Annotated in this window: 20 protein-coding genes; 1 reads left to right on the top strand and 19 read right to left on the bottom strand. The window is 67.5% G+C overall.

Annotation, left to right across the window (positions count from 1 at the left end; all coding sequences use genetic code 11):
• Positions 1-76 precede the first annotated feature (76 nt).
• The 11 genes from ACFQ50_RS03025 to ACFQ50_RS02975 form a co-directional block, all read right to left on the bottom strand.
• Positions 77-1534, bottom strand: a complete 1458-nt coding sequence (locus tag ACFQ50_RS03025; RefSeq protein WP_377994042.1) for a glutamate synthase subunit beta — start codon at positions 1532-1534, stop codon at positions 77-79.
• A complete protein-coding gene (gene gltB / locus ACFQ50_RS03020) occupies positions 1527-6143 on the bottom strand; it encodes a glutamate synthase large subunit (RefSeq protein ID WP_377994041.1) in 4617 nt (1538 codons plus the stop codon). Before gltB ends, ACFQ50_RS03025 begins: the two co-directional genes overlap by 8 nt.
• Before the next feature lie 264 nt (positions 6144-6407).
• Complete coding sequence (gene lgt, locus ACFQ50_RS03015; RefSeq protein ID WP_377994040.1) at positions 6408-7700, bottom strand: prolipoprotein diacylglyceryl transferase; 1293 nt, start codon at positions 7698-7700, stop codon at positions 6408-6410.
• An 8-nt stretch (positions 7701-7708) separates the two neighbouring features.
• Positions 7709-8542: a tryptophan synthase subunit alpha gene (gene trpA / locus ACFQ50_RS03010; protein WP_377994039.1), complete on the bottom strand. Its 834-nt coding sequence runs from the start codon at positions 8540-8542 to the stop codon at positions 7709-7711.
• Positions 8539-9858 (bottom strand): tryptophan synthase subunit beta, encoded by a 1320-nt coding sequence (gene trpB, locus ACFQ50_RS03005; protein WP_377994038.1) that lies wholly within the window; start codon positions 9856-9858, stop codon positions 8539-8541. Before trpB ends, trpA begins: the two co-directional genes overlap by 4 nt.
• A gap of 94 nt (positions 9859-9952) precedes the next feature.
• Positions 9953-10771 (bottom strand): indole-3-glycerol phosphate synthase TrpC, encoded by an 819-nt coding sequence (gene trpC / locus ACFQ50_RS03000; protein WP_377994037.1) that lies wholly within the window; start codon positions 10769-10771, stop codon positions 9953-9955.
• 2 nt (positions 10772-10773) lie between these two features.
• Positions 10774-11058, bottom strand: coding sequence for an HGxxPAAW family protein (locus tag ACFQ50_RS02995; RefSeq protein WP_377994036.1), 285 nt, complete (start codon positions 11056-11058; stop codon positions 10774-10776).
• Positions 11059-11155: 97 nt separating this feature from the next.
• Positions 11156-11791 (bottom strand): Trp biosynthesis-associated membrane protein, encoded by a 636-nt coding sequence (locus tag ACFQ50_RS02990; RefSeq protein WP_377994035.1) that lies wholly within the window; start codon positions 11789-11791, stop codon positions 11156-11158.
• Positions 11791-13368, bottom strand: a complete 1578-nt coding sequence (locus tag ACFQ50_RS02985) for an anthranilate synthase component I (protein ID WP_377994034.1) — start codon at positions 13366-13368, stop codon at positions 11791-11793. Before ACFQ50_RS02985 ends, ACFQ50_RS02990 begins: the two co-directional genes overlap by 1 nt.
• Positions 13369-13427: 59 nt before the next feature.
• Positions 13428-13916 (bottom strand): phosphoribosyl-AMP cyclohydrolase, encoded by a 489-nt coding sequence (gene hisI / locus ACFQ50_RS02980; protein WP_377994033.1) that lies wholly within the window; start codon positions 13914-13916, stop codon positions 13428-13430.
• A 157-nt stretch (positions 13917-14073) separates the two neighbouring features.
• The gene (locus tag ACFQ50_RS02975) at positions 14074-14814 is read right to left on the bottom strand and encodes a hypothetical protein (protein ID WP_377994032.1); all 741 of its coding nucleotides are present in this window, start codon (positions 14812-14814) and stop codon (positions 14074-14076) included.
• A 279-nt stretch (positions 14815-15093) separates the two neighbouring features.
• Here ACFQ50_RS02975 and ACFQ50_RS02970 point away from each other — a divergent pair, with 279 nt between their 5' ends.
• Positions 15094-15738 carry a TIGR03085 family metal-binding protein gene (locus ACFQ50_RS02970; RefSeq protein ID WP_377994031.1) on the top strand — a complete coding sequence of 215 codons (645 nt, stop codon included), beginning with the start codon at positions 15094-15096 and terminating at the stop codon, positions 15736-15738.
• 76 nt (positions 15739-15814) lie between these two features.
• On the opposite strand, the gene hisF is transcribed toward ACFQ50_RS02970, so the two are convergent.
• From hisF to ribD, 8 genes are all read right to left on the bottom strand, one after another.
• A complete protein-coding gene (gene hisF, locus ACFQ50_RS02965; protein WP_377994030.1) occupies positions 15815-16591 on the bottom strand; it encodes an imidazole glycerol phosphate synthase subunit HisF in 777 nt (258 codons plus the stop codon).
• A gap of 48 nt (positions 16592-16639) precedes the next feature.
• Complete coding sequence (gene hisG, locus ACFQ50_RS02960) at positions 16640-17500, bottom strand: ATP phosphoribosyltransferase (RefSeq protein WP_377994029.1); 861 nt, start codon at positions 17498-17500, stop codon at positions 16640-16642.
• Positions 17501-17558: 58 nt separating this feature from the next.
• The gene (locus ACFQ50_RS02955) at positions 17559-17822 is read right to left on the bottom strand and encodes a phosphoribosyl-ATP diphosphatase (RefSeq protein ID WP_003801526.1); all 264 of its coding nucleotides are present in this window, start codon (positions 17820-17822) and stop codon (positions 17559-17561) included.
• 133 nt (positions 17823-17955) lie between these two features.
• Complete coding sequence (gene ribH, locus ACFQ50_RS02950) at positions 17956-18438, bottom strand: 6,7-dimethyl-8-ribityllumazine synthase (protein WP_377994028.1); 483 nt, start codon at positions 18436-18438, stop codon at positions 17956-17958.
• Positions 18439-18456: 18 nt separating this feature from the next.
• A complete protein-coding gene (ribA, locus tag ACFQ50_RS02945) occupies positions 18457-19158 on the bottom strand; it encodes a GTP cyclohydrolase II (RefSeq protein WP_377994027.1) in 702 nt (233 codons plus the stop codon).
• On the bottom strand, positions 19155-19898 hold the full coding sequence (gene ribB / locus ACFQ50_RS02940; protein WP_377994026.1) for a 3,4-dihydroxy-2-butanone-4-phosphate synthase: 744 nt from the start codon (positions 19896-19898) through the stop codon (positions 19155-19157). Before ribB ends, ribA begins: the two co-directional genes overlap by 4 nt.
• Positions 19895-20542 carry a riboflavin synthase gene (locus tag ACFQ50_RS02935; RefSeq protein ID WP_377994025.1) on the bottom strand — a complete coding sequence of 216 codons (648 nt, stop codon included), beginning with the start codon at positions 20540-20542 and terminating at the stop codon, positions 19895-19897. The genes ribB and ACFQ50_RS02935 overlap by 4 nt, the downstream gene beginning before the upstream one ends.
• Entirely contained in the window at positions 20542-21669 is a 1128-nt protein-coding gene (ribD, locus tag ACFQ50_RS02930) for a bifunctional diaminohydroxyphosphoribosylaminopyrimidine deaminase/5-amino-6-(5-phosphoribosylamino)uracil reductase RibD (protein ID WP_377994082.1), read from the bottom strand. The genes ACFQ50_RS02935 and ribD overlap by 1 nt, the downstream gene beginning before the upstream one ends.
• Positions 21670-21688 lie beyond the last annotated feature (19 nt).

The following is a 21688-nucleotide window of genomic DNA, read 5'->3' as shown; positions in this document are numbered from 1 at the left end:
ATTTGTCACTTGCATTGGTTAAGTTGTCGCGGAGATGAATTTCATCCCCGGATCGGCCGCCACGGAGGGAGGCGCGCTACAGGACAGCGATGGCGCGGTCCGTCGGAGCCACGGGTGCAGGAAGGATGGTGCTGCCCATCAGGAACTTGTCCACCGCCGCGGCGGCGGCACGGCCCTCGGCAATGGCCCACACGATCAGGGACTGTCCGCGGCCGGCGTCGCCCGCCACGAAGACACCCTCGGTGTTGGTCATGTAATAGCCGTCACGGGCCACGTTGCCGCGGCCGTCGAACTCGGCACTGACCTGCTCGGTGATGCCGGCGGGTTCCGCTCCGGTGAAGCCCAGGGACAGGAACACCAGGTCGGCGGGGATGATCCGCTCGGTGCCGGCCTTCGGGAGGCGCTTGCCGTCCACGAATTCGGTCTCGGCAACCTTGACACCGGTCAGCTTGCCGTCCTCGCCCACGAACTCAACGGTAGAGGCGAGGTACGTGCGCTCACCGCCTTCCTCGTGGGCGCTGGCCACCTCGAACAGGGTGGGGAATGTCGGCCACGGCTGGTGGCCGGCGCGTTCCAGCGGCGGCTGCTTGCCGATGGCCAGGGTGGTCACCGAGGCTGCCTGGTGGCGGTGTGCCGTACCGATGCAGTCCGCACCGGTGTCGCCGCCGCCGAGGATGACCACGTGCTTGCCGCGGGCGTCGATGTGGTTCTCCGGGGACTCGCCCGCCACCACGCGGTTGGACGGCACCAGGTAATCCATGGCGAAGTGCACGCCGTCGAAATCGCGGCCCGGAATGGGCAGGTCACGCGGCACCGTTGCACCCGTGGCGATAACCACGGCGTCGTAGCGGCGGCGCAGCTGCTCCCAAGTGACGTCCGTACCGACGGCGACGCCGGTGCGGAAGCGGGTGCCTTCGGCCTTCATCTGCTCGAGCCGGCGGTCCACCTGCTCTTTTTCCATCTTGAAGTCGGGGATGCCGTACCGCAGCAGGCCGCCGATCTTGTCGTCCCGTTCGTAGACGGCCACGGTGTGGCCAACGCGCGTCAGCTGCTGGGCAGCCGCCAGGCCGGCAGGGCCGGAACCGACGACGGCGACCGTCTTGCCGGTGAGGCGGTGCGGGGGCAGTGGGTTGACCCAGCCGTTGTCGAAGGCCTCATCGATGATGGACACCTCGACCTGCTTGATGGTCACCGCGGGCTGGTTGATGCCCAGCACGCAGGACGCCTCGCACGGGGCGGGGCAGAGCCGGCCGGTCCATTCGGGGAAGTTGTTGGTGGCATGCAGCCGCTCAATCGCTTCCTCGCCCTTGTCCCGCCACATGAGATCGTTCCACTCGGGAATCAGGTTGCCCAGCGGGCATCCCTGGTGGCAGAACGGCACGCCGCAGTCCATGCAGCGGCCGGCCTGGCTCTTCAGGACACCCTTTTCCTGGGCCTCGTAAACTTCCTTCCAGTCCATGATGCGGACGGGAACGGGACGGCGCGGCTGGGTTTCACGCTGACGTACTTTCAGAAATCCGCGTGGATCAGCCACCGGTCACCTCCAGGATTCGAGACCAAACTTCTTCGCCGTCGGGGTCCAGGCCCTCTTCGATGGCGTCAAGACGGGTTTGCAGCACTGCGGCGTAGTCGCGCGGCAGCACCTTGGTAATGCGGGCAGCGGTGTCGTCGAAGTTATCGAGCAGACGCGCAGCCAGCTGGGATTCGGTTTCCTCCACGTGCTTGACCAGCAGGCCGTGGACAATATCGCGGTCCTCGGCGTCCAGCTCGAGGAGCTGGAGTTCGCCGGACTGCAGGGCTTCCTTGTTGACCCGGGCTGTGTCCAGGTCCAGCACGTAGGCCGTACCGCCGGACATGCCCGCGCCGAAGTTGCGGCCGGTGCGGCCGATGATCAGCGTCTGGCCACCGGTCATGTACTCACAGCCATGGTCGCCGATGCCTTCGACCACCGCGGTGGCGCCCGAGTTGCGCACCAGGAAGCGTTCGCCCACCTGGCCGCGCAGGAACATCTCGCCGCTCGTCGCGCCGTAGCCGATCACGTTGCCGGCGACGACGTTACGTTCCGCCTGGAACACGTTGGTGCGGTCCGGGCGGACGATGATCCGGCCGCCGGAGAGGCCCTTGCCGACGTAGTCATTGGAGTCGCCGTACATGCGCAGCGTGATGCCGGCAGGCAGGAACGCACCCAGCGACTGCCCGGCGGTGCCGTTCAGCGTGATGTCGATTGTGTCCGTGGCCAGCACGTCCGTGCCGAATGTCTTGGTCACGACGTGGCCGAGCATGGTGCCCACCGAGCGGTCGGTGTTGATGACGTCAACCGTGATCTTCACCGGGGCACGGTCGGTCAGCGCCTCGGCGGCCATGGTGATGAGCCGCTGGTCGAAATGCTTGTCCAGCTCGTGGTTCTGGCCGGTCAGGTTCCGCAGCGGGGCGTCGTCGTCAAACTCGAGGCCGTGCAGGATCGGATCCAGGTCCAGGCCTTCGGCCTTCCAGTGGCTGATGGCCTCCTGGGTGTCCAGCATTTCGGCGTGGCCGATCGCCTCCTCGATGCTCCGGAAACCGAGCTCCGCGAGGATCTCGCGGACTTCCTCGGCCAGGAACTCGAAGAAGTTGACCACGAACTCCGGCTTGCCGCTGAAGCGGGCTCGCAGCTCGGGGTTCTGCGTGGCAACGCCCACCGGGCAGGTGTCCAGGTGGCAGACGCGCATCATGATGCAGCCCTCAACCACCAGCGGCGCCGTGGCGAAGCCGAATTCCTCGCCGCCAAGCAGCGCGGCGATCACGACGTCGCGGCCGGTTTTGAGCTGGCCGTCCACCTGTACCACCACGCGGTCGCGCAGGCCGTTGAGCATGAGGGTCTGCTGGGTCTCTGCGAGACCCAGCTCCCACGGCACACCGGCGTGCTTGAGCGAGTTCAGCGGCGAGGCGCCGGTTCCGCCGTCGTGCCCGGAAACAAGCACGACGTCGGCCTTGGCCTTGGTGACGCCGGCGGCAACTGTGCCGATGCCCACCTCGGAGACGAGTTTGACGTGCACCCGGGCCGAGGGGTTCGCGCGCTTCGCATCGTAGATGAGCTGCGCGAGGTCCTCGATCGAGTAGATGTCGTGGTGCGGGGGCGGGGAGATGAGTCCGACGCCGGGAGTCGAGTGGCGCGTCCGGGCAACCCAGGGGTACACCTTCTGGGCCATCAGCTGGCCGCCTTCACCGGGCTTGGCGCCCTGGGCCATCTTGATCTGGATGTCGTCGGCGTTGCTCAGGTAGAGGCTCGTGACACCGAAGCGGCCCGAGGCAATCTGCTTGACGGCCGAACGGCGTTCCGGATCCAGCAGGCGGTCCACGTCCTCGCCGCCTTCACCGGTGTTGGACTTGCCGCCCAGCCGGTTCATGGCGATCGCGAGGGTCTCGTGGGCTTCCTTCGAGATGGAGCCGTAGCTCATGGCGCCCGTGGAGAAGCGCTTGACGATGCTGGAGACCGGCTCGACTTCCTCGAGCGGAACGGCGGGCCGCACGCCGTCCTTGAACTTGAGCAGACCGCGGAGGGTCATCAGGTTCTCGGACTGGTCGTCCACGCCTTTGGTGTACGCCTTGAAGATGTCGTAGCGGCGCTCACGCGTCGCGTGCTGCAGCCGGAAAACCGTCTCCGGGTTGAAGAGGTGCGGTTCGCCGTCGCGGCGCCACTGGTACTCGCCGCCGCCCAGCAGGGGCCGGTGCGGCTGCTCGATGCCGCCCTCCGGGTAGGCCATCTGGTGCCGCGCGGAAACCTCGGCCGCGATGACGTCCAGGCCCACGCCGCCCAGCTGGGAGTGCGTGCCGGCGAAGAATTCGTCCACGAGCTCCTGGCCCAGGCCCAGCGCCTCGAACGTCTGGGCGCCGGTGTAGGACGCCACGGTGGAGATGCCCATCTTGGACATGATCTTCAGGACGCCCTTGCCGAGCCCCTTGATCAGGTTGTAGACGCCGTCCTGCGGGGTCACGCCCACCACGTCGCCGGCAGCGATGAGCTGCTCGACGGACTCCATGGCCAGGTACGGGTTCACGGCGGAGGCGCCGTAGCCCACCAGGACAGCCACATGGTGCGTCTCGCGCACGTCGCCGGCCTCGACCACCAGGGCGGTCTTGGTGCGGTTGGCGCTGCGCAGCAGGTGGTGGTGCACGGCGCTGACCAGCAGCAGGGACGGGATCGGGGCCCACTGGGCGTTGGAGTCGCGGTCCGAGAGGACCACGTACTGCACGCCGCGGTTGATGGCACCGGAAACCTGCTCGCAGATTTCGGTAAGCCGGGCGCGCAGGGCGTTCTCCCCGCCCTCGGGCCGGTAGAGGCCGCGGACCTTCATGGCAACCTTGTCGCCCTCGGCGTTCTCAATGTTGGCGATCTTGGCGAGCTGGTCGTTGTTGATCACCGGGAACGGCAGGGAGACCTGCGGCTGGCGCACCTGCTTGGTGTCCAGGAGGTTGCCGTTGGGGCCGATGGCACAGGTCAGGGAGGTGACCAGCTCTTCCCGGATGGCGTCCAGCGGCGGGTTTGTGACCTGCGCGAAGGACTGCACGAAGTAGTCGAAGAGCAGGCGAGGGCGCTTGGACAGCACGGCCACCGGGGTGTCGGAGCCCATGGCACCGAGCGGCTCGGCACCGGTGCGGGCCATCGGGCCCAGGAGGATCTTCAGCTCTTCGGTGGTGTAGCCGAAGGTGCGCTGGCGAATGTTCACGGACGCGGCCGTGTGCACCACGTGCTCACGTTCGGGCAGGTTCTTGAGGTCGATCAGGTTGTCCTTGAGCCACTCGGCCCAGGGGTTCGCGGCGGCGACCTCGGCCTTGACCTCTTCATCACCGATGATGCGGCCGGCCTCGGTGTCCACCAGGAACATCTTGCCGGGCGAGACGCGGCCCTTCTTGACCACCTTGGAGGGTTCGACGTCGATGACGCCCACCTCGGAGGCGAAGACGACCAGGCCGTCCTCGGTGATCCAGTAGCGGCCGGGGCGCAGGCCGTTGCGGTCCAGGGTGGCGCCCACGAGGTTGCCATCGGTGAACGACACGGCGGCGGGGCCGTCCCAGGGTTCCATCAGGAGTGAGTGGTATTCGTAGAACGCACGGCGTGCCGGATCCATTGTGGCGTGGTTTTCCCAGGCCTCGGGGATCATCATCATGATGGAGTGCGTGATGGGGCGGCCGGACAGCCACAGCAGCTCGGCCACCTCGTCGAAGGACGCGGAGTCGGACGCGCCGGGCGTGCAGATCGGGAACAGCTCTTCCGGCGAATCCCCCAGCAGCGGGTTGGCAAGCTGCGACTGGCGGGCGCGCATCCAGTTCCGGTTGCCCTTGACTGTGTTGATTTCACCGTTGTGGGCGATGGTGCGGAACGGCTGGGCCAGCGGCCAGGACGGGAAGGTGTTCGTGGAGAAACGCGAGTGGACGATCGCCAGCTTGGTCTTGAAGCGCTTGTCCGAAAGGTCCGGGTAGAACGGCTCCAGCTGCGCGGTGGTCAGCATGCCCTTATAGACGATGGTCCGGGACGACAGCGAGGGGAAGTAGACGCCGAACTTGTTCTGGGCGCGCTTGCGGATGCGCCAGGCGCGGCCATCGATGTCATTGCGGTCCAGCTGCTCGCCGGTTGCCGAGGCGAAGAACGGCTGGGAGAAGTACGGCATGCAGGCGCGCGCCATGGCGCCGACCAGGTCGGCGACGACGGGAACCTCGCGCCAGCCCAAGACTGTCAGCCCCTCATCGGCGGCCAGGCCCTCGATGCCGGCCTTGGCGGCGTCGGCCTCGCGCTGCTCAGCAGGCAGGAAGGCGGTGCCCACGACGTACTGGCCGGGGGCCGGGAGCTCGAATTCGGTGACGGCTCGGAAGAACTCGTCCGGCACCTGCATCAGGAGGCCCGCGCCATCACCCGTTCCCTCATCTGCACCGACGGCACCGCGGTGCTCGAGGTTGCGCAGGGCGGTAAGGGCGGCGTCGACAATGTCGTAGCCGGGCTCACCGCGCAGGGTGGCGATAATCGCAAGACCGCAGGCGTCCTTCTCCTGCTCCGGGTTGTAGAGCCCGGATGCCTCGGGGAGCGCCGCAAACCGCTTGAACGGCGACATGGCGGCGTCCGGCTGGTTCGGTTCGGACCAGCTGGGGCTTGAAAGAGTTTGGGTCATGGGAGACGTCCTTCCTCCTGATCGTGCGTATGGAAGGGACAACGTTGGCCCCACTCAGAGCGCCTCTGTGATGGGCACAACAAAGTGTTACTGCTTACTGGAAATTGTAGGGCAGGCATACGTGCTGAACTAACAGTTACGCAGGCTTCCGCCCCGGGCTTGACCGGCCAGCAGCTCTCTGCTGACCGAAGTTGCCCCTTCCACGACGCTGTGGTGGTGGGCGCTCCGAGCGGTAGCTCTCTGCTGCCCTGGTACCGGCGCCTTCTAGCGTGAGCTGTCGGCCTCCGGTGCGGTCCCGGCGTCTGTGCCACCGGACTTTCCGGTGTTCCGCGACTCCGCGGCGGTTGGGGTTCCGCCGGTGGATGCCGGGACTGCTTCCGTTTGGGCAGAAGCTAGCCCGGAACCGTTTTGGTTATCAGGGAGATTATCACGCGATTCACTATCTGAGACAACAGAGTCCGTATCACGGACCGGATGGCCGGTCACATTGGGGGCGGAACCGGAATGCTTTGGCGTGTCCGGTCCCGACGCCGAGCTGGCCGTTCCAGCGGCAGCCGGCTTCCCGCCGTCGGCCTTAACGGACGCCAACTCCCCGCCGTCGGCCTCCTCGGAGACCGCAGGGGCGGGCTCCCGGCCTGGCAGGTAGACGCTGTCCGCGTTGCCGTCCTTGCGCCGGCCCAGCACAATGAACACCGCCAGGGCGGCGATGAACACGAAGATGCTGGTCCAGACGTTCAGGCGGGTGGTGATGCCGAACAGGCTGATCTGTTCGGCGTCATCGATCCGCATGGCCTCGATCCAGACCCGGCCCAGCGTGTAATACATGGCATACAGCCAGAAGAGCCGCCCGCGGCGGAAGTGGAACCGGCGGTCGAGGGCCAGGAGGATCAGCACACCCGCGATGTTCCACAGCGATTCGTAGAGGAACGTGGGGTGGAACAGGGTGTCCGCGGGGTATCCGGCGGGGAAGTTGGCGTTGTCCGGGTCCACCTGGAGTCCCCACGGCAGCGTGGTGGGTCCGCCGAAGAGCTCCTGGTTGAAGTAGTTTCCCCACCGGCCGAGGGCCTGCGCCAGCAGCAGCCCCGGGGCCGCCGCGTCGATGAAGGCCGTGAGCTTGACCCCTGCGCGGCGGCAGCCGATCCAGGCGCCAAACGCACCCAGCACCACGGCACCCCAGATTCCGAGGCCGCCGCGCTGGATCTGCGGGATCAGGGACAGGTCCCCGGTGCCGTCGAAGCCTGGGCCGAAATACGCGTCCGGGGACGAGAACACGTGGTAGAGCCGGCCGCCGATGATGCCGAAGGGGATGGCCCAGATGGCGATGTCCCAGACGCTCCCTTCGGGCGCGCCGCGCCTGGCCCAGCGGACGGACGTCAGCCAGAGGCCGACGACGATGCCCGCCAGGATGCACAGGGCGTAGGCATGGATGCGGAGCGATCCCCACGGCAGCGGAATGTCGAACCCGGACCAGTCCGGGCTCGGGATGCTTGCGGGCACCATACCTGCTGGAAGCACGCCGTTCTGTACCAGTGCGGCTGCGGTGAGGAGCGTCTGCATGGGTGCGGTTACTTCCTGGTCAGTCCGGTACTGAGGTCTTTGGTGAGCTGCGCGACGGCGTCCACGCCGCCGTCGCGGACGGCCGCAACAAGCGCCGAACCGACGATCACGCCGTCCGCGTAGGCCGCGATCTCCGCGACCTGCCCGGCGGTGGAGACGCCGAGGCCAACGCACACGCGTTCCGCGCCGGCGGCCTTGGCCGCCGCCACTACACCGGTGGCTGCGTCGCTCACGGCGGTGCGGGCACCGGTAACGCCCATGATGGAGACGGCATAGACGAAGCCGCGGCTCGCGTCCACGGTCCGGCGCATGCGCTCCGGTGTGGAGGAAGGCGCCACTAGGAAAACACGGTCCAGGCCGTACTTCTCGGACGCGTCCATCCACTCGGCCGCTTCGTCCGGGATCAGGTCCGGGGTGATGAGCCCTGCTCCCCCGGCCTCGGCCAGGCGGCGGGAGAACTCGTCCACGCCCATCCGGACCACGGGGTTCCAGTACGTCATGACCAGCACGGCCGCGTCAGTCTGGCTGGTGATGCCGGCGACGACATCGAAGACCTGGCGGACGTGGAACCCGTTGGCCAGGGCCTCGGTGGTGGCTGCCTGGATGACCGGGCCGTCCATGACCGGGTCCGAGTACGGGATGCCGATTTCGATCAGGTCGGCACCGTTGCGCGCCAGCGCAATGCCGGCGGCGATCGTTTCCTCGACGCTGGGGTACCCGGCGGGCAGGTAGCCGATCAGGGCCGCACGGCCTTCCGCGCGGGCCTTGTCGATGGCGACGGCCGACTTGCTCGTATCCGAGTTGCTGCTGGCCGAATTGCTCGTGTTTTGCGCCGTGCTCACAGCTGCTCCCCTTCCTTGCCGATGGCTGCCTCGGCCGAATCCTTGTCCAGGAGGTCGAACCACTCCGCCGCGGTGGCGACGTCCTTGTCTCCCCTGCCGGACAGGTTCACGATCACGATCTTCTCTGCAGCATTGCCGCCTTCCGCTGCCAGCCGCTGGCCCACCTTGATGGCGCCCGCGAGGGCGTGGGAGGACTCGATCGCGGGGATGATGCCCTCGGTGCGGCACAGGAGCCGGAAGGCTTCCATGGCTTCGCTGTCCGTGATCGGCTCGTAGCTGACGCGTCCGATGTCGGCCAGGTAGGAGTGCTCGGGTCCGACGCCGGGGTAGTCCAGGCCGGCCGAAATGGAGTGCGACTCGATGGTCTGGCCGTCGTCGTCCTGCATGAGGTAGGACCGGGCGCCGTGCAGCACGCCCGGCCGGCCGAGCGTGATGGTGGCCGCGTGGCGGCCGGTCTCGACGCCGTCGCCGCCGGCTTCGAAGCCGTAGATCTTCACGGACGGGTCATCGAGGAAGCCGTGGAAGATGCCGATGGCGTTCGAGCCGCCGCCGATGCAGGCGCAGACGGCGTCCGGCAGGCGGCCGGCCTGCTCGAGGATCTGCTCGCGGGCCTCCTCGCCGATGACCTCGTGGAAGTAGCGGACCAGGGCCGGGAACGGGTGGGCGCCCGCGGCCGTGCCGAGCAGGTAATGGGTGTTGCCGACGTTGGCCACCCAGTCCCGGAGGGCTTCGTTGATGGCGTCCTTGAGGGTCTGCGAACCGTTCGTGACGGGGATGACCGTGGCGCCCAGGAGTTCCATCCGGGCCACGTTCAGCGCCTGCCGGCGGCAGTCTTCGGCCCCCATGTAGACGACGCATTCCAGGCCCAGCAGGGCCGCGGCCGTGGCGCTGGCCACACCGTGCTGGCCGGCGCCGGTTTCGGCGATGACGCGGGTCTTGCCCATCCGCTTGGCAAGCAGTGCCTGGCCCAGCACGTTGTTGATCTTGTGCGATCCGGTGTGGTTCAGGTCCTCGCGCTTGAGGAAGATCCGGACGCCGCCGGCGTGCTCGGCAAAGCGCTTGGCCTCGGTCAGGAGTGAGGGCCGGCCGGAGTAGTTCTTGTTCAGGTCCGCGATCTGGGCGATGAACCCGGGATCGGCCTTGGCCTTCTCGAACGTGTCCTCGAGCTCGTCCAGGGCGGCGATCAGTGACTCAGGCATCCAGCGGCCGCCGTAGGCGCCGAAGTAGGGCCCCGGGGCGTGGCGCAGCGAGGTGCCTCCCTGCAGGAATGCATCCACCGAGCCCTGGTCAGAGCCGGCTGTTGGCGCGTCGGCCATCAGTCTCACCATCCTGTTCACTTTTTCTTGTTGATGTCAGACGCCATCTGTCCACACGGCGTGCGGACAGATGGTGCCACGGTTGGGTGGGAGCTCAGGCCCGGGCGGCGATGGCCGCGGCCCCGGCCGCTGTGAACTCCGCAATTCGTTCACGCGGGGTGGCGTCGCTGACGAGCGCCTCCCCTACGAGGATGGCGTTGGCGCCGTGCGCCGCGTAGTGCGCAACGTCGTCGGCGTTCCGAACGCCAGACTCCGCCACCACCACGGCGCCGGAGGGAATGCTCCCGGCGAGGGAGGCGAAAACGGAACGGTCGACGTCGAGCGTCTTGAGGTTGCGGACGTTGACGCCGATGATCCGGGCGTCGGCGGCCACGGCGCGCTCGACTTCCTCCGGCGTGTGCGTTTCCACCAGCACGTTCATGCCCAGCTCACGGCTGAGCGCGCTGAATTCACGCAGCTGCTGGTCGGAGAGTGCCGCCACGATCAGGAGAATGAGGTCCGCACCGTGGGCGCGGGCTTCCCAGATCTGGTACTCGTCCAGCGTGAAGTCCTTGCGGAGCAGCGGGACGTCCACCCGGGCGCGGACGGCGTCCAGGTCAGCCAGCGAACCGTTGAAACGGCGCTGCTCGGTGAGCACGCTGATCACCGCGGCTCCGCCGTCGGCGTACTGCACGGCCAGCGACGCGGGGTCCGCGATGCTGGCGAGGTCGCCCTTGGACGGGCTGCGGCGTTTGATCTCGGCGATGACCTTGAGCTCGCCGCGGTCCTGGGACAGCCCGCCCAGGGCAGCCCAGGCGTCCCGGGCAGGAGCCGCCGCCAGGGCGCGGTCCTTCAGTTCCGCGAGGGACACGAGGCGTTTCCGGTCCTCCATGTCCTCCCTGACACCGGCGTTGATGTCATCGAGAACAGTCACGGTTAGTGGCCGGAGTTCTTGATCTTGCTGCCGCCCACGCCGTAGCCGGCCTTGCGCATGATGAAGCCTGCCAGCAGGCCCACGAACATGACGGCGATGCCGGCCCAGAAGATCGGGCTGTTGGCAATGACGAACGCGATGGAGGCGATGAGGGCGCCGATGAGCATGACGATCACGCAGGTCCAGGCGGCCGGGCTGTTGCCGTGGCCCAGGTCGATGCTGTGGTCGATGCCGTGGTGCTCCTTGGGGGCCGCGGGCTTTGTACCGGAAACAGTGGCTTTGCTCATGTGAATCTCCTCAGGATCAATACTGCTTACATTCTGCCATTTTTTGCCGCGGCCTTCGGCATCGCGGCCGGGGTGCGTGGCTGCGTGACCCGCCGGCTCAGGTGGGGTCGTCGCCCCGGGAGAGCCTGTCCCAGCTGTCGATCTCATCCACCGGGCCGCTCTGGCTGCCTGCGGGACCCGCCGCCGCGGCGTCGTACTTGGTCCGCGACTTCCAATAGCGCCCCGCCGGAACCACCAGCAGGCCGCCAACGGCGAGCAGGGAACCTGCGACGACGGCGAGCACGGGGAAGGCGCTCACACTGACGTCCGCGGCCCCTCCGGAGACGCCGGTGGCGGCGGCGATGGAGCCTTGGGCTGCGGCGAGGGGATCAGCGAGGACGGTGGCGGCCGCGGTGATGATACCGGCCGCCGCCAGCACGATGATGGCCGTGATGATCCAGCGTGCGATCTTTCCGGCGATGGAGGCCGCGAGGCCGCCCGCCAGGGCGACGAGGGCCAGGGCTGTGACCGTGGTGGCGGCCTTGCTGCCCTGGACCTGGAGTCCGTTTTCGCCGCCGGCGGCCTGGCCCAGCTGCTGGGGGTCCAGGTGCACCGTCAGCCAGGTCTGCGTGGTGGTGCCGAAGACCGCCAGCGCCAGGGCCGCGATCAGCAGCACCACCGTTGACTTGCGGGCCCAGCCCGGCACCGCGCGGCGCGCCTTGGCCGGCACGGCGGATCCTGCGGGAACAGCCATCAGGAGCTTGCCCCGGCGGCTGGGTCGGGACTGCTGACGGAGTCGGGGCTGATGTTGTGCAGCGAGCCGGCCGTGTGGACAGCCCGCAGCGGGGCCGCCGCCTTGTTGACGGTTTCCTGCGCCTCGGCCGGGTTGCTCGAGTCAGCCACGATGCCGCCGCCCGCCTGGACATACGCACGCCCTTCGCGCAGCAGCGCGGAGCGGATGGCGATGGCCATGTCCATGTCGCCGGCGAAGTCCAGGTAGCCCACCACGCCGCCGTAGATGCCGCGCCGGTGCGGCTCGAGCTCATCCAGGAGGCGCAGGGCGCGCGGCTTCGGGGCGCCGGACAGTGTTCCGGCCGGGAACGTGGCCTTCAGGACGTCATAGGCCTTCGCCGTGGGGGCCAGGCGTCCGACGACGGTGGAGACCAGGTGCATGATGTGGCTGAACCGCTCCACCTCCATGAACTGGGTAACGTCCACGGAACCCGCCACGCAGACCTTCGACAGGTCGTTGCGGGACAGGTCCACCAGCATGAGGTGCTCCGCCCGTTCCTTCTGGTCCGCGAGGAGTTCCTCCGCCATTGCCTTGTCCGTGTCCACGGTCTTGCCGCGGGGCCGGGAGCCGGCGATGGGGTGGGTGATGACGTCCTCGCCGGTGACGGTCACCAGCGCCTCCGGCGACGAGCCAACGATCGAATACTCCCGGCCGGCGGCGTCCTCGAGGCTGAAGATGTACATGTACGGGCTCGGGTTGGTGTTGCGCAGCACCCGGTAGACGTCCAGCGGCGACGCCCCGCACTCCATCTCGAAGCGGCGGGAGATGACCACCTGGAAGACTTCGCCGTCCACGATCGCTTCCTTGCCCCGGTCGAGGGCGGCAAGGTACTCGGGCTCGTGCCAGCGCTCCTGGACGCTGGCGGCGAAATCGAGGGCCGCCGGCTCCAGCACGGACACCGGCTGGGGCACCGGGGTGCTGATGCGTGCCAGCAGCTCCTTCACGCGGGCGACGGCGTCATGCCAGGCCTCGTCGACGCGCTCGGAGCTGTTGTCGAAGTTGATGGCGTTGGCGATGAGCAGCACCGTGCCGTCCATGTTGTCGTGGACGGCCATGTCGGTGACGAGGTTCAGCGCCATTTCGGGCAGCTGCAGGTCGTCCTCGGGCGGGCTGGTCAGTTTCTCCCAGTGGCGGACTGTTTCCCAGCCAAGGAAGCCCACGAGGCCGGAGGTAAACGGCGGAAGCCCGTCGAACCGGTCGGTACGCAGAGCATCGATGGTGTCGCGGATGGCATCAACCGGATTTCCGTCCACGGGCACACCCGCCGGTGGCTCGCCCAGCCAGTGTGCCTCGCCGTCCTTGGTGGTCAGCGTTGCACGGGACCGGGAACCGATGAAGGAGTAGCGGGACCAGGCTCCGCCAACGGCCGCCGATTCCATGAGGAACGTGCCCGGCTGGCCCTGCGCCAGCTTCCGGTACAGCCCGATCGGCGTTTCAGCATCCGCCAGCACCTTGAGCCGGACAGGGATGACGCGGCTGTGGGCGGCGAGTTCCCGGAATTCTTCCAGGCCAGGGCTGATGATTCCGAGGTCCTGCATTGCGATGGGTTCTCCGTCTGTTCTTGGTATGAAGCCTGTTGGGTGGAAAAGGCGGGCCGCTAGTTGGCCGGACCTGCCACAACGTCGAAGGCCCGGCCGTCAAAGCAGGTCCGCGTACCGGTGTGGCATGCTGCCCCCACCTGGTCCACCCGCACGAGGAGGGCGTCGCCGTCGCAGTCCAGGGCCACCGACTTGACCCACTGGACGTGGCCGGAAGTGTCACCCTTGCGCCAGTACTCCTGGCGGGAGCGCGAATAGAACGTCACGCGGCCGGTGGTCATCGTCCGGTTCAGTGCTTCATCGTCCATCCAGCCGAGCATGAGCACCTCGTTGGAGTCGAACTGCTGGACGATGGCAGCCACGAGTCCGGCGCCGTCCCTCTTCAGGGCCGCGGCAATCCCGGCCGGGAGCGGGCTCCCGGGCACGAGGCTTTTGCCGGCGCCGGAGGATGGTGCATCGGCGGACGACGAACCGGCGGACGACGAACCGGCGGACGACGAACCGGCGGTTGGGGCGGGGGCGGGGCTGGGGGCGGGCTGCTCAGACATCACGTCAAGTCTAGTGCCCATCAGCGGACACTGTTACAAAGGGACGCTGGCACAAACGCCGCTAACGCGTCACGGCCCGCAGGAGGCGTTCCGCCAACTGCGGGCCGTCCGGACTGCTGCATGCCAGCTGTTCGAAAGGGGCAGTATTTTTGTCCGGTCAGGAGGCGGCACGCTTCACGACGACGTCGTCAACGTAGCTGTCGCCCATCTGGCGCGGGTGCTCGGCGCCGAACTGGACCCTGCTCAGGGTCGCGGTGGGCAGATTCACCGTCCTGTTGAACACCTGGACAGTTCCGAACCAGATCTGGACGGAGGATCTGGCGCGGTCCGCCCGCACCTGCATCCTGACGTGCTGCCAGGTGTTCAGCGGAACGCTGGCGGCCCGGAGCCTGGTGTAACCGGCCGTGCCGTCGGGATTGGCGATCCGGAGCCACAGTTGCCCGTTGGCGTTGTTGCGGAAGACATCCGCCACCCGGTTGGAGCCTGAGAAGAACCGGACGTACGGCACGTTGTTGCCGGCCAGCCCGCCAGTGGTGATGTTGACCCAGGCGTCCGCGCTGGCCCGCTTTGTCCCGGTTGCCAGCGCGACTCCCATCTTCGCTATCGACCCTGAAGTGTCGGTCGCACGGATCCTGACGGAGCATGTCCCGGAGTGCGCCTTCGGGCTTGTCACGGCCACCGTTCCGGTCCCCGAGGTGGTCCTGACGAACGGCGACAGCGTGTTTCCCTCGAAATTGGTGGCCGTTACGACCGTCCCGGAGAAGGTGGTGCTGGTGGGGGCGGCCAGGCCGGTCCGGCAGACAGCAGCCGTGGCTGCGTTCGCGGAACCGACTATCAAACTGCCCGATACAAGCAGCCCAAGGCTGCCGAGTGTGCCCATTTTCTTTAGAGTGCCCATTACGTTTCCTCACGCCACAGATGGAGTTTCCTTAGTCGCTCCACTGCAGCCTTCCGGCTCATCCCCCGGAAGCAGACCAACAGCGTCTGATAATGCGCTGGAGCCAGTTGCGTGCACTCCCCCTGCACATACTTGGTGCAGGAGCTTGGAAAAAGCTTGGAGTTTCTTGAAGGCTCTCGTGTTTCGGGAAGGGCGCAGCAGCACTGGAAAGACGGGCACAAATCCACCGTTGTCAACAGACTGCGCAACTCCACCGGGGACGTGCTAGTTTTCCAAGTGATGCATTTCGTCGATCCGTCCCGAGAAGTCCTGGCCGAAACCCTGCTGGCGGCCGGTCCTGACTCCCCCACGCTCTGCAAGGGCTGGAAGACCAGAGACCTCGCGGCCCACCTTTACCTGCGCGAGCGGAAGGCTGCCGTGGGGCTGGGCCTGATCATCAGGAGCCTCTCCAAGGCCTCGGACAAGGCAACATCCCGCCTGGCCGGAAAGCTCAGGACCGCCGACGACTACGCCAAGCTCGTTAACTCGTTCCGCGCGGGACCGCCGGCGCTCTCGCCCATGAAGATCAAGGCGCTGGATGAGAGCTCCAACCTGATCGAATACTTCGTCCACACGGAGGACGTCCGGCGCGCCGTTGACCGCTGGGCACCCCGTGCCCTCGACGAAGAGTACTCGGACGCCCTGTGGGATGAGCTGGTCAAGCGGGCCGCCATCCTCTACCGCGGCGTGGACCTGGGCATCGTCCTGGTCAGCCCTTCCGGCCCCCGGCACGTTGCCAAGCGCGCGCCCGTGTCAGTCGCTATCGTCGGGGAACCCGGCGAGCTGCTCATGCACGCCCACGGCCGCACGCGCCATGCCCTGGTCACCTTCGAAGGCCAGCCCGACGCCGTCGCCCTCCTCCAGTCAGCCGAAGTAGGGCTTTAACCCAACTGACTCGCAGTTGTTGTCGTTATGAGCGCTCAAAACGACAACAACTGCGAGTCAGTTGGGTTTGTACTGGCTAGCGGACCTCGAAGCCGGCGTCGCGGATGGCGGACTTGACCTGCGACATCATGTCGTCGGGGCCCCAATGGAAGATCGACGCCGCGAGGACAGCGTCTGCGCCGGCCTGGACAGCGGGTGCGAAGTGCGCAGGCTCCCCGGCGCCGCCGGAGGCGATGATCGGAACCTTGACCGCGGACCGGACCAGCCGGATGAGTTCAAGGTCGAAGCCGTCCTTGGTGCCGTCGGCGTCGATCGAGTTCAGCAGGATCTCCCCCACGCCGCGGTCCGCTGCTTCCCTGGCCCAGGCAACGGCGTCGATTCCGGTGCCCTGGCGGCCACCGTGGGTGGTCACCTCAAAGCCCGACGGCGTGGGCTGGGATCCCGGGCGAACACGCCGGGCGTCCACGGACAGCACCAGCACCTGGGAACCGAAGTGCCGGGTGATTTCGTCGATGACGTCGGGGCGGGCAACGGCGGCTGTGTTGATGGAGGCCTTGTCGGCGCCGAAGCGCAGCAGCTTGTCCACCTCGGCCACGCCGCGGACGCCGCCGCCAACAGTCAATGGAATGAACACTTCCTCGGCGGTGCGGCGGACGACGTCGAACGTGGTTTCCCGGTTGCCGGAGGAAGCCGTCACATCAAGGAAGGTGAGTTCGTCGGCGCCGGCGTTGTCGTAACGGTGCGCCAGTTCCACGGGGTCCCCGGCGTCGCGGAGCCCTTCGAAGTTAATGCCTTTGACCACGCGGCCGGCATCAACGTCCAGGCAGGGAATAACGCGGACGGCTACAGCCATGACTTCTCCTGTTGTACTGCTGGGGGTGTGCTGTCGAAAGGAAGCGGATCAGATGCGGCAGGCGTGGATGCTGCTGACCAGGATGGCGCGCGCGCCGAGGTCGTACAGCTCGTCCATGATCCGGTTGGTTTCCTTCTTGGGCACCATGGAGCGGACAGCCACCCAGTCAGAGTCGCGCAGCGGCGAGACGGTGGGCGACTCCAGGCCGGGCGTCAGGCCGGCGGCCTGCTCCACGAGCTCCTTGCGGATGTCGTAGTCCATGAGCACATACTGGCGCGCCACCAGGACGCCCTGCAGGCGGCGGATCAGAACCTCGATTTCCTTGGCCGTGCCGTTGGCCGCGCCGCCCTCGCCGGTGCGGCGGATAAGCACTGCCTCGGACTTGAGGATCGGCTCGCCGAAGATCTCCATGCCGGCGGCCTTGAGCGTGTTGCCCGTTTCGACGACGTCGGCGATGGCGTCCGCGACGCCGAGACGCACGGAGGATTCCACCGCGCCGTCCAGCCGGACCACCTTCGCCTTGATGCCGCGCTCCGCCAGGTAATCGCGCAGGAGACCGTCGTAGCTGGTGGCAAGGCGCTTGCCCTCAAGTTCATCCACGGCGCTGAAGTCGCCGATCGGTCCGGCGAAGCGGAACGTCGAGGCCGCAAAGCCGAGCGGAAGCAGTTCCTCAGCCTCCACCTGTGCATCCAGCAGGAGGTCGCGGCCGGTGATTCCGACGTCGAGCGTTCCCTGCCCGACGTAAACGGCGATGTCGCGGGGGCGGAGGAAGAAGAACTCAATCTCGTTGTCGGGGTCCACCATGACCAGCTCACGGCTGTCCCGGCGCTGGCGGTAGCCCGCCTCGGACAGCATGGCGGAGGCGGCTTCGGACAGGGATCCCTTGTTGGGTACGGCTACACGCAGCATGAGGAGGTCTTTCTGGTTTGGAAGTTTGGGTCAGGCAAGCGGGGCCACGCAGAGGCGGCTAGAGATGCTTGTAGACGTCTTCCAGGCTGAGTCCTTTGGCGAGCATCAGGACCTGCAGGTGGTACAGGAGCTGCGAGATCTCCTCGGCGGCGGCTTCGTCGGATTCGTACTCGGCAGCCATCCAGACTTCAGCCGCTTCCTCCACGACTTTCTTGCCGATGCCGTGGATTCCCGACTCCAGTTCGGCGACGGTGCGGGAGCCCTCGGGGCGGGTCGCTGCCTTCTCGCTCAGTTCTGCGAACAGCGTCTCGAAATTCTTCACGCCCTCCAGCCTACTTGCTCGGGGCCGGGGCCCGCCTGTCGGGCAGTTCCATGACGGCGGGGATGTGAGCGATTACACACGCCGTGTGCTTGCGCCCGCACCCCCGCAACGCCCCGGAACTGGGGAAACGCCCTTAGTACTGCTTGAGCAGCAGTGCCGTGGCCAGTGCGGCTGTGACGGCCTCATGCCCCTTGTCTTCCGAGGACCCGGGCAGGCCGGCCCGGTCCAGGCCCTGCTCTTCGGTGTCGCACGTGAGCACACCGAACCCGACCGGCACACCGGTGCTGACGCTGACATCGGTAAGCCCCGACGTCGCGGCCTGGCAGACGTAGTCAAAGTGCGGCGTTCCGCCGCGGATGACGACGCCGAGGGCAACGACGGCGTCAAAGTGCGGTGCCAGCCGCGCGGCGGCGACCGGCAGCTCAAAGCTGCCCGGGACGCGCAGCACTGTCGGCTCGTTGATGCCGGCGTCCTTGGCGGCGCGCAGGGCGCCGTCCAGCAGGCCGTCCATGATCTGGGTGTGCCAGCTTGCCGCCACAATCGCCAGCTTCAGCTGCGAGGTTTCCGCGGGGTCGAGGGTGGTGAGATCGATCTGGGGTGCGCCGTGTCCGCTCATAAAGTCTTCGTGATCCGTTCAGTCTTGTTCGTGGTCAAAAGTGTCAGTGCCGGTACGGGGTGCGCCTGCGGTCTCGGTGTCGAGGGTCAGCAGATGGTCCATGCGGTCCTTCTTGGTCTGCAGGTACCGGAGGTTCTGTTCCCGGGACGGCACCTCGGTGGGCACCATCTCGACAACCTTGACGCCGGCAGTAGCCAGGCGGTTCTGCTTGTCCGGGTTGTTGCTCAGCAGCCGGATCTCGTGCAGACCCATTTCGGCCAGGATCTGCGCCGCAGCCTTGTAGCAGCGGGCGTCCACTGGCAGTCCGAGCTGTTCATTGGCCTCGACGGTGTCGAACCCGGCCTCCTGCAGGGCGTAGGCCTTGATCTTGTTGGCCAGCCCGATGCCCCGGCCTTCCTGGCCGCGGAGGTACAGCAGCGTGCCGCCATTCTCGGCGATCAGCTCCAGGGCATAAGCGAGCTGCTCCCCGCAGTCGCACCGGTAGGAGCCAAAAACGTCGCCGGTCAGGCATTCCGAATGCAGGCGCACCAGGGGCGCCTTGCCGTCCTTGGACGGATTCGGGGAGCTGACTGCGAGGTGCTCGGCACCGGTCACCAGATCGGTCCAGGCCTGCGTTACGAAATCACCGAATGCCGTGGGCAGCTGGACCACGGGGCCGCTGCTCACCGGATGCGGCTGCCGGCCGTTGCTGACCGGTCCCGCTGTTTGAGATGCCGTCATCGTGTTTCCCCTTCTCCGGCCGGACTGACTTCCAAGGTGCTCTCCTGTGAAGATACACGGTGGTCAGCTCCCAGATAGGCAACCAGGTCCTCGATCGAGATCAAGGGGCAGCCGTGCTCGGCAGCGAATACCCGGAGTCCGTCCAGCCGCATCATTTCACCGTCGTCATACACCACTTCGGCGATCACGCCCACCGGCTCCAGGCCGGCGAGCCGGCAGAGGTCGACGGCCGCTTCGGTGTGGCCGGGGCGTTCACGCACTCCCCCATTAACGGCCCGCAGCGGAAAAATATGCCCGGGACGGGTCAGCGTGTCCGGGCCGCTGGCCGGATCGGCGATGACGCGGGCGGTAAGTGCCCGGTCGGTGGCCGAGATGCCGGTGCTCACCCCGGTGGCGGCGTCGCAGGAGACGGTGTAGGCCGTGCCCTTCGAATCCTGGTTGACCTCCACCATGGGCGGCAGTTCCAGCGCGTCCGCCCTGGCGCCGTCGAGCGGCACGCAGATGACGCCGGAGCTGTACCGGATGGTCCAGCCCATGAGGGCAGGGGTGGCGTGCTGGGCCGCGAAGATGATGTCGCCTTCGTTTTCCCGGTCCTCGTTGTCCACCACCAGGACCGGCAGGCCGGCGGCCATGGCGCGGACGGCGTCCTCGATCGGGTCCAGGGTCAGGGGGACGGAGGTCAGGCCGCCGGGCGTCGGGGCGCCGGAAACCGCGGGGTCAAGCTTTGCCGTGCCGTTCACAGCTGTACCCCGTTTTCCGAAACTGCCGAACCCTCAGTGCGGAAAGCCAGCAGCCGCTCGGTGTACTTCGCCAGCACGTCCACCTCAAGGTTGACCCTGCTCCCGGCCGGCTTGGCGCCGAGGCCGGTGTCGGCCAGGGTGGTGGGGATGAGCCCCACCTCGAACCACGGCGCCGTCTCGGCTGCCGGACTGACGGCGGTGACGGTGAGGGAGACGCCGTCGATGGCGATGGAACCCTTTTCCGCAATGTAGCGCGCAAGCCGCTGAGGGACGCCGAACCGGAGCCGTTCCCAGTTTCCCTGCGGCTCGCGTTCAAGCAGTTCGCCCACACCGTCCACGTGGCCCTGGACCACGTGTCCGTCGAGGCGCCCGCCGGCGGGCACGCAGCGTTCCAGGTTGACGGGGTCCCCTGCAACAAGGTCGCCGATGGTGCTGCGGACCAGGGTCTCACCCATGACGTCGACGCTAAGATCCTTGCCGTCGATGGCCGTGGCCGTCAGGCAGACGCCGTTGACGGCGATGGAACCGCCCAGCGGCAGCCCGTCCGCGGTGCCCGGGGCGTGCAGGCGCAGCGTTGCGCTCGTGTCCCCGTTCCGGTCCACGGACAGGACCTTTCCCTGTTCGGCGATAATTCCGGTGAACATCAGTAGCCTCCCATGGCTGTGCCCGCTGCTGTGCGGACGGGTAGTGATTCGGTTGACGTTTCCTGCATCTCTGGGGTGCGTGCCCCCGTGGGCGGGTCCTGGGCCTGGTGGGGCACGCTGGCTTCCTCCGGCAGCAGGTGCAGGCGAAGATCCCTGCCCAGGAACCGGACCGCGCCGCCGGAGGCCGTATCCCACTCCCAGCGCTGCGCCGCCGCCAGCGTTCCGATGCCGAGGCCGTTGAGGGCCGGCGTGCCGGAGCCCAGCAGTGTGGGCGCCAGATAGACGATGAGTTCGTCCACGAGGCCCTCGGCCAGGAAAGCACTGAGGATCCTCGATCCGCCCTCCACCATGACATGCCGGGTACCCGCGGCGAACAGCATGGCCAAGGCCTCCTCGGGGTCGCGCGTGGGCAGATGCATGACCCTGCCGTCCTCGCCCCGCACGGCCGCATCTTCCGGCACGTCGCGAAGGCCCATGACCGCGCGCAGCGGCTGCTTGCCGCTGGTCTCGCCGTTGGCGTCGCGGGCTGTCAGACGCGGGTTGTCCACCAGGACGGTCTGGGTTCCCACGAGGATGGCGTCGATCCGGTTCCGGATGCCATGGTTGTCGGCCAGCGACTCCGGGCTGGATATCCACTGGCTGGTTCCGTCGTCGGCCGCGATCCGGCTGTCCAGGGTCTGGGCGATGTGCAGGGTAACGAAGGGGCGCTTGGCGTCGACGGCCCGGAACCAGCGCCGGTTCAGCTCCAGCGCACGCCCGGCGGCCAGTCCGCTGCGCACGCTGACTCCCGCGCCCCGCAGGGTGGCGGCCCCGCCGGCGGCGGGGTCATGGGGGTCGTCGACGGCGTATACGACGTTCGCTATCCCGGCGTCGATGATGGCCTGGGCGCACGGTCCTGTGCGGCCCACATGGTTGCAGGGCTCCAGGGTGACCACCATGGTGGACCCGTGAAGGTCGACGCCGGAGCTGACCGCCGCCGCTATCGCGTCGGCTTCAGCGTGCGCGGTGCCGGCACCGCGGTGGTATCCGGTCGCCAACTGGCGTCCGTCAGGTCCGACGACGACGGCGCCCACCAGCGGATTGGCACCCCGGGGCCCCTGCAGGGCGGCTTCCAGGGCAGTGTCCATGGCGGCTGTTTCGGCCGCG

It is taken from the genome of Arthrobacter sp. NPDC056493, from assembly GCF_042795115.1.
GTDB lineage: Bacteria > Actinomycetota > Actinomycetes > Actinomycetales > Micrococcaceae > Arthrobacter.
This window is presented reverse-complemented; position numbering and strand designations above follow the sequence as displayed.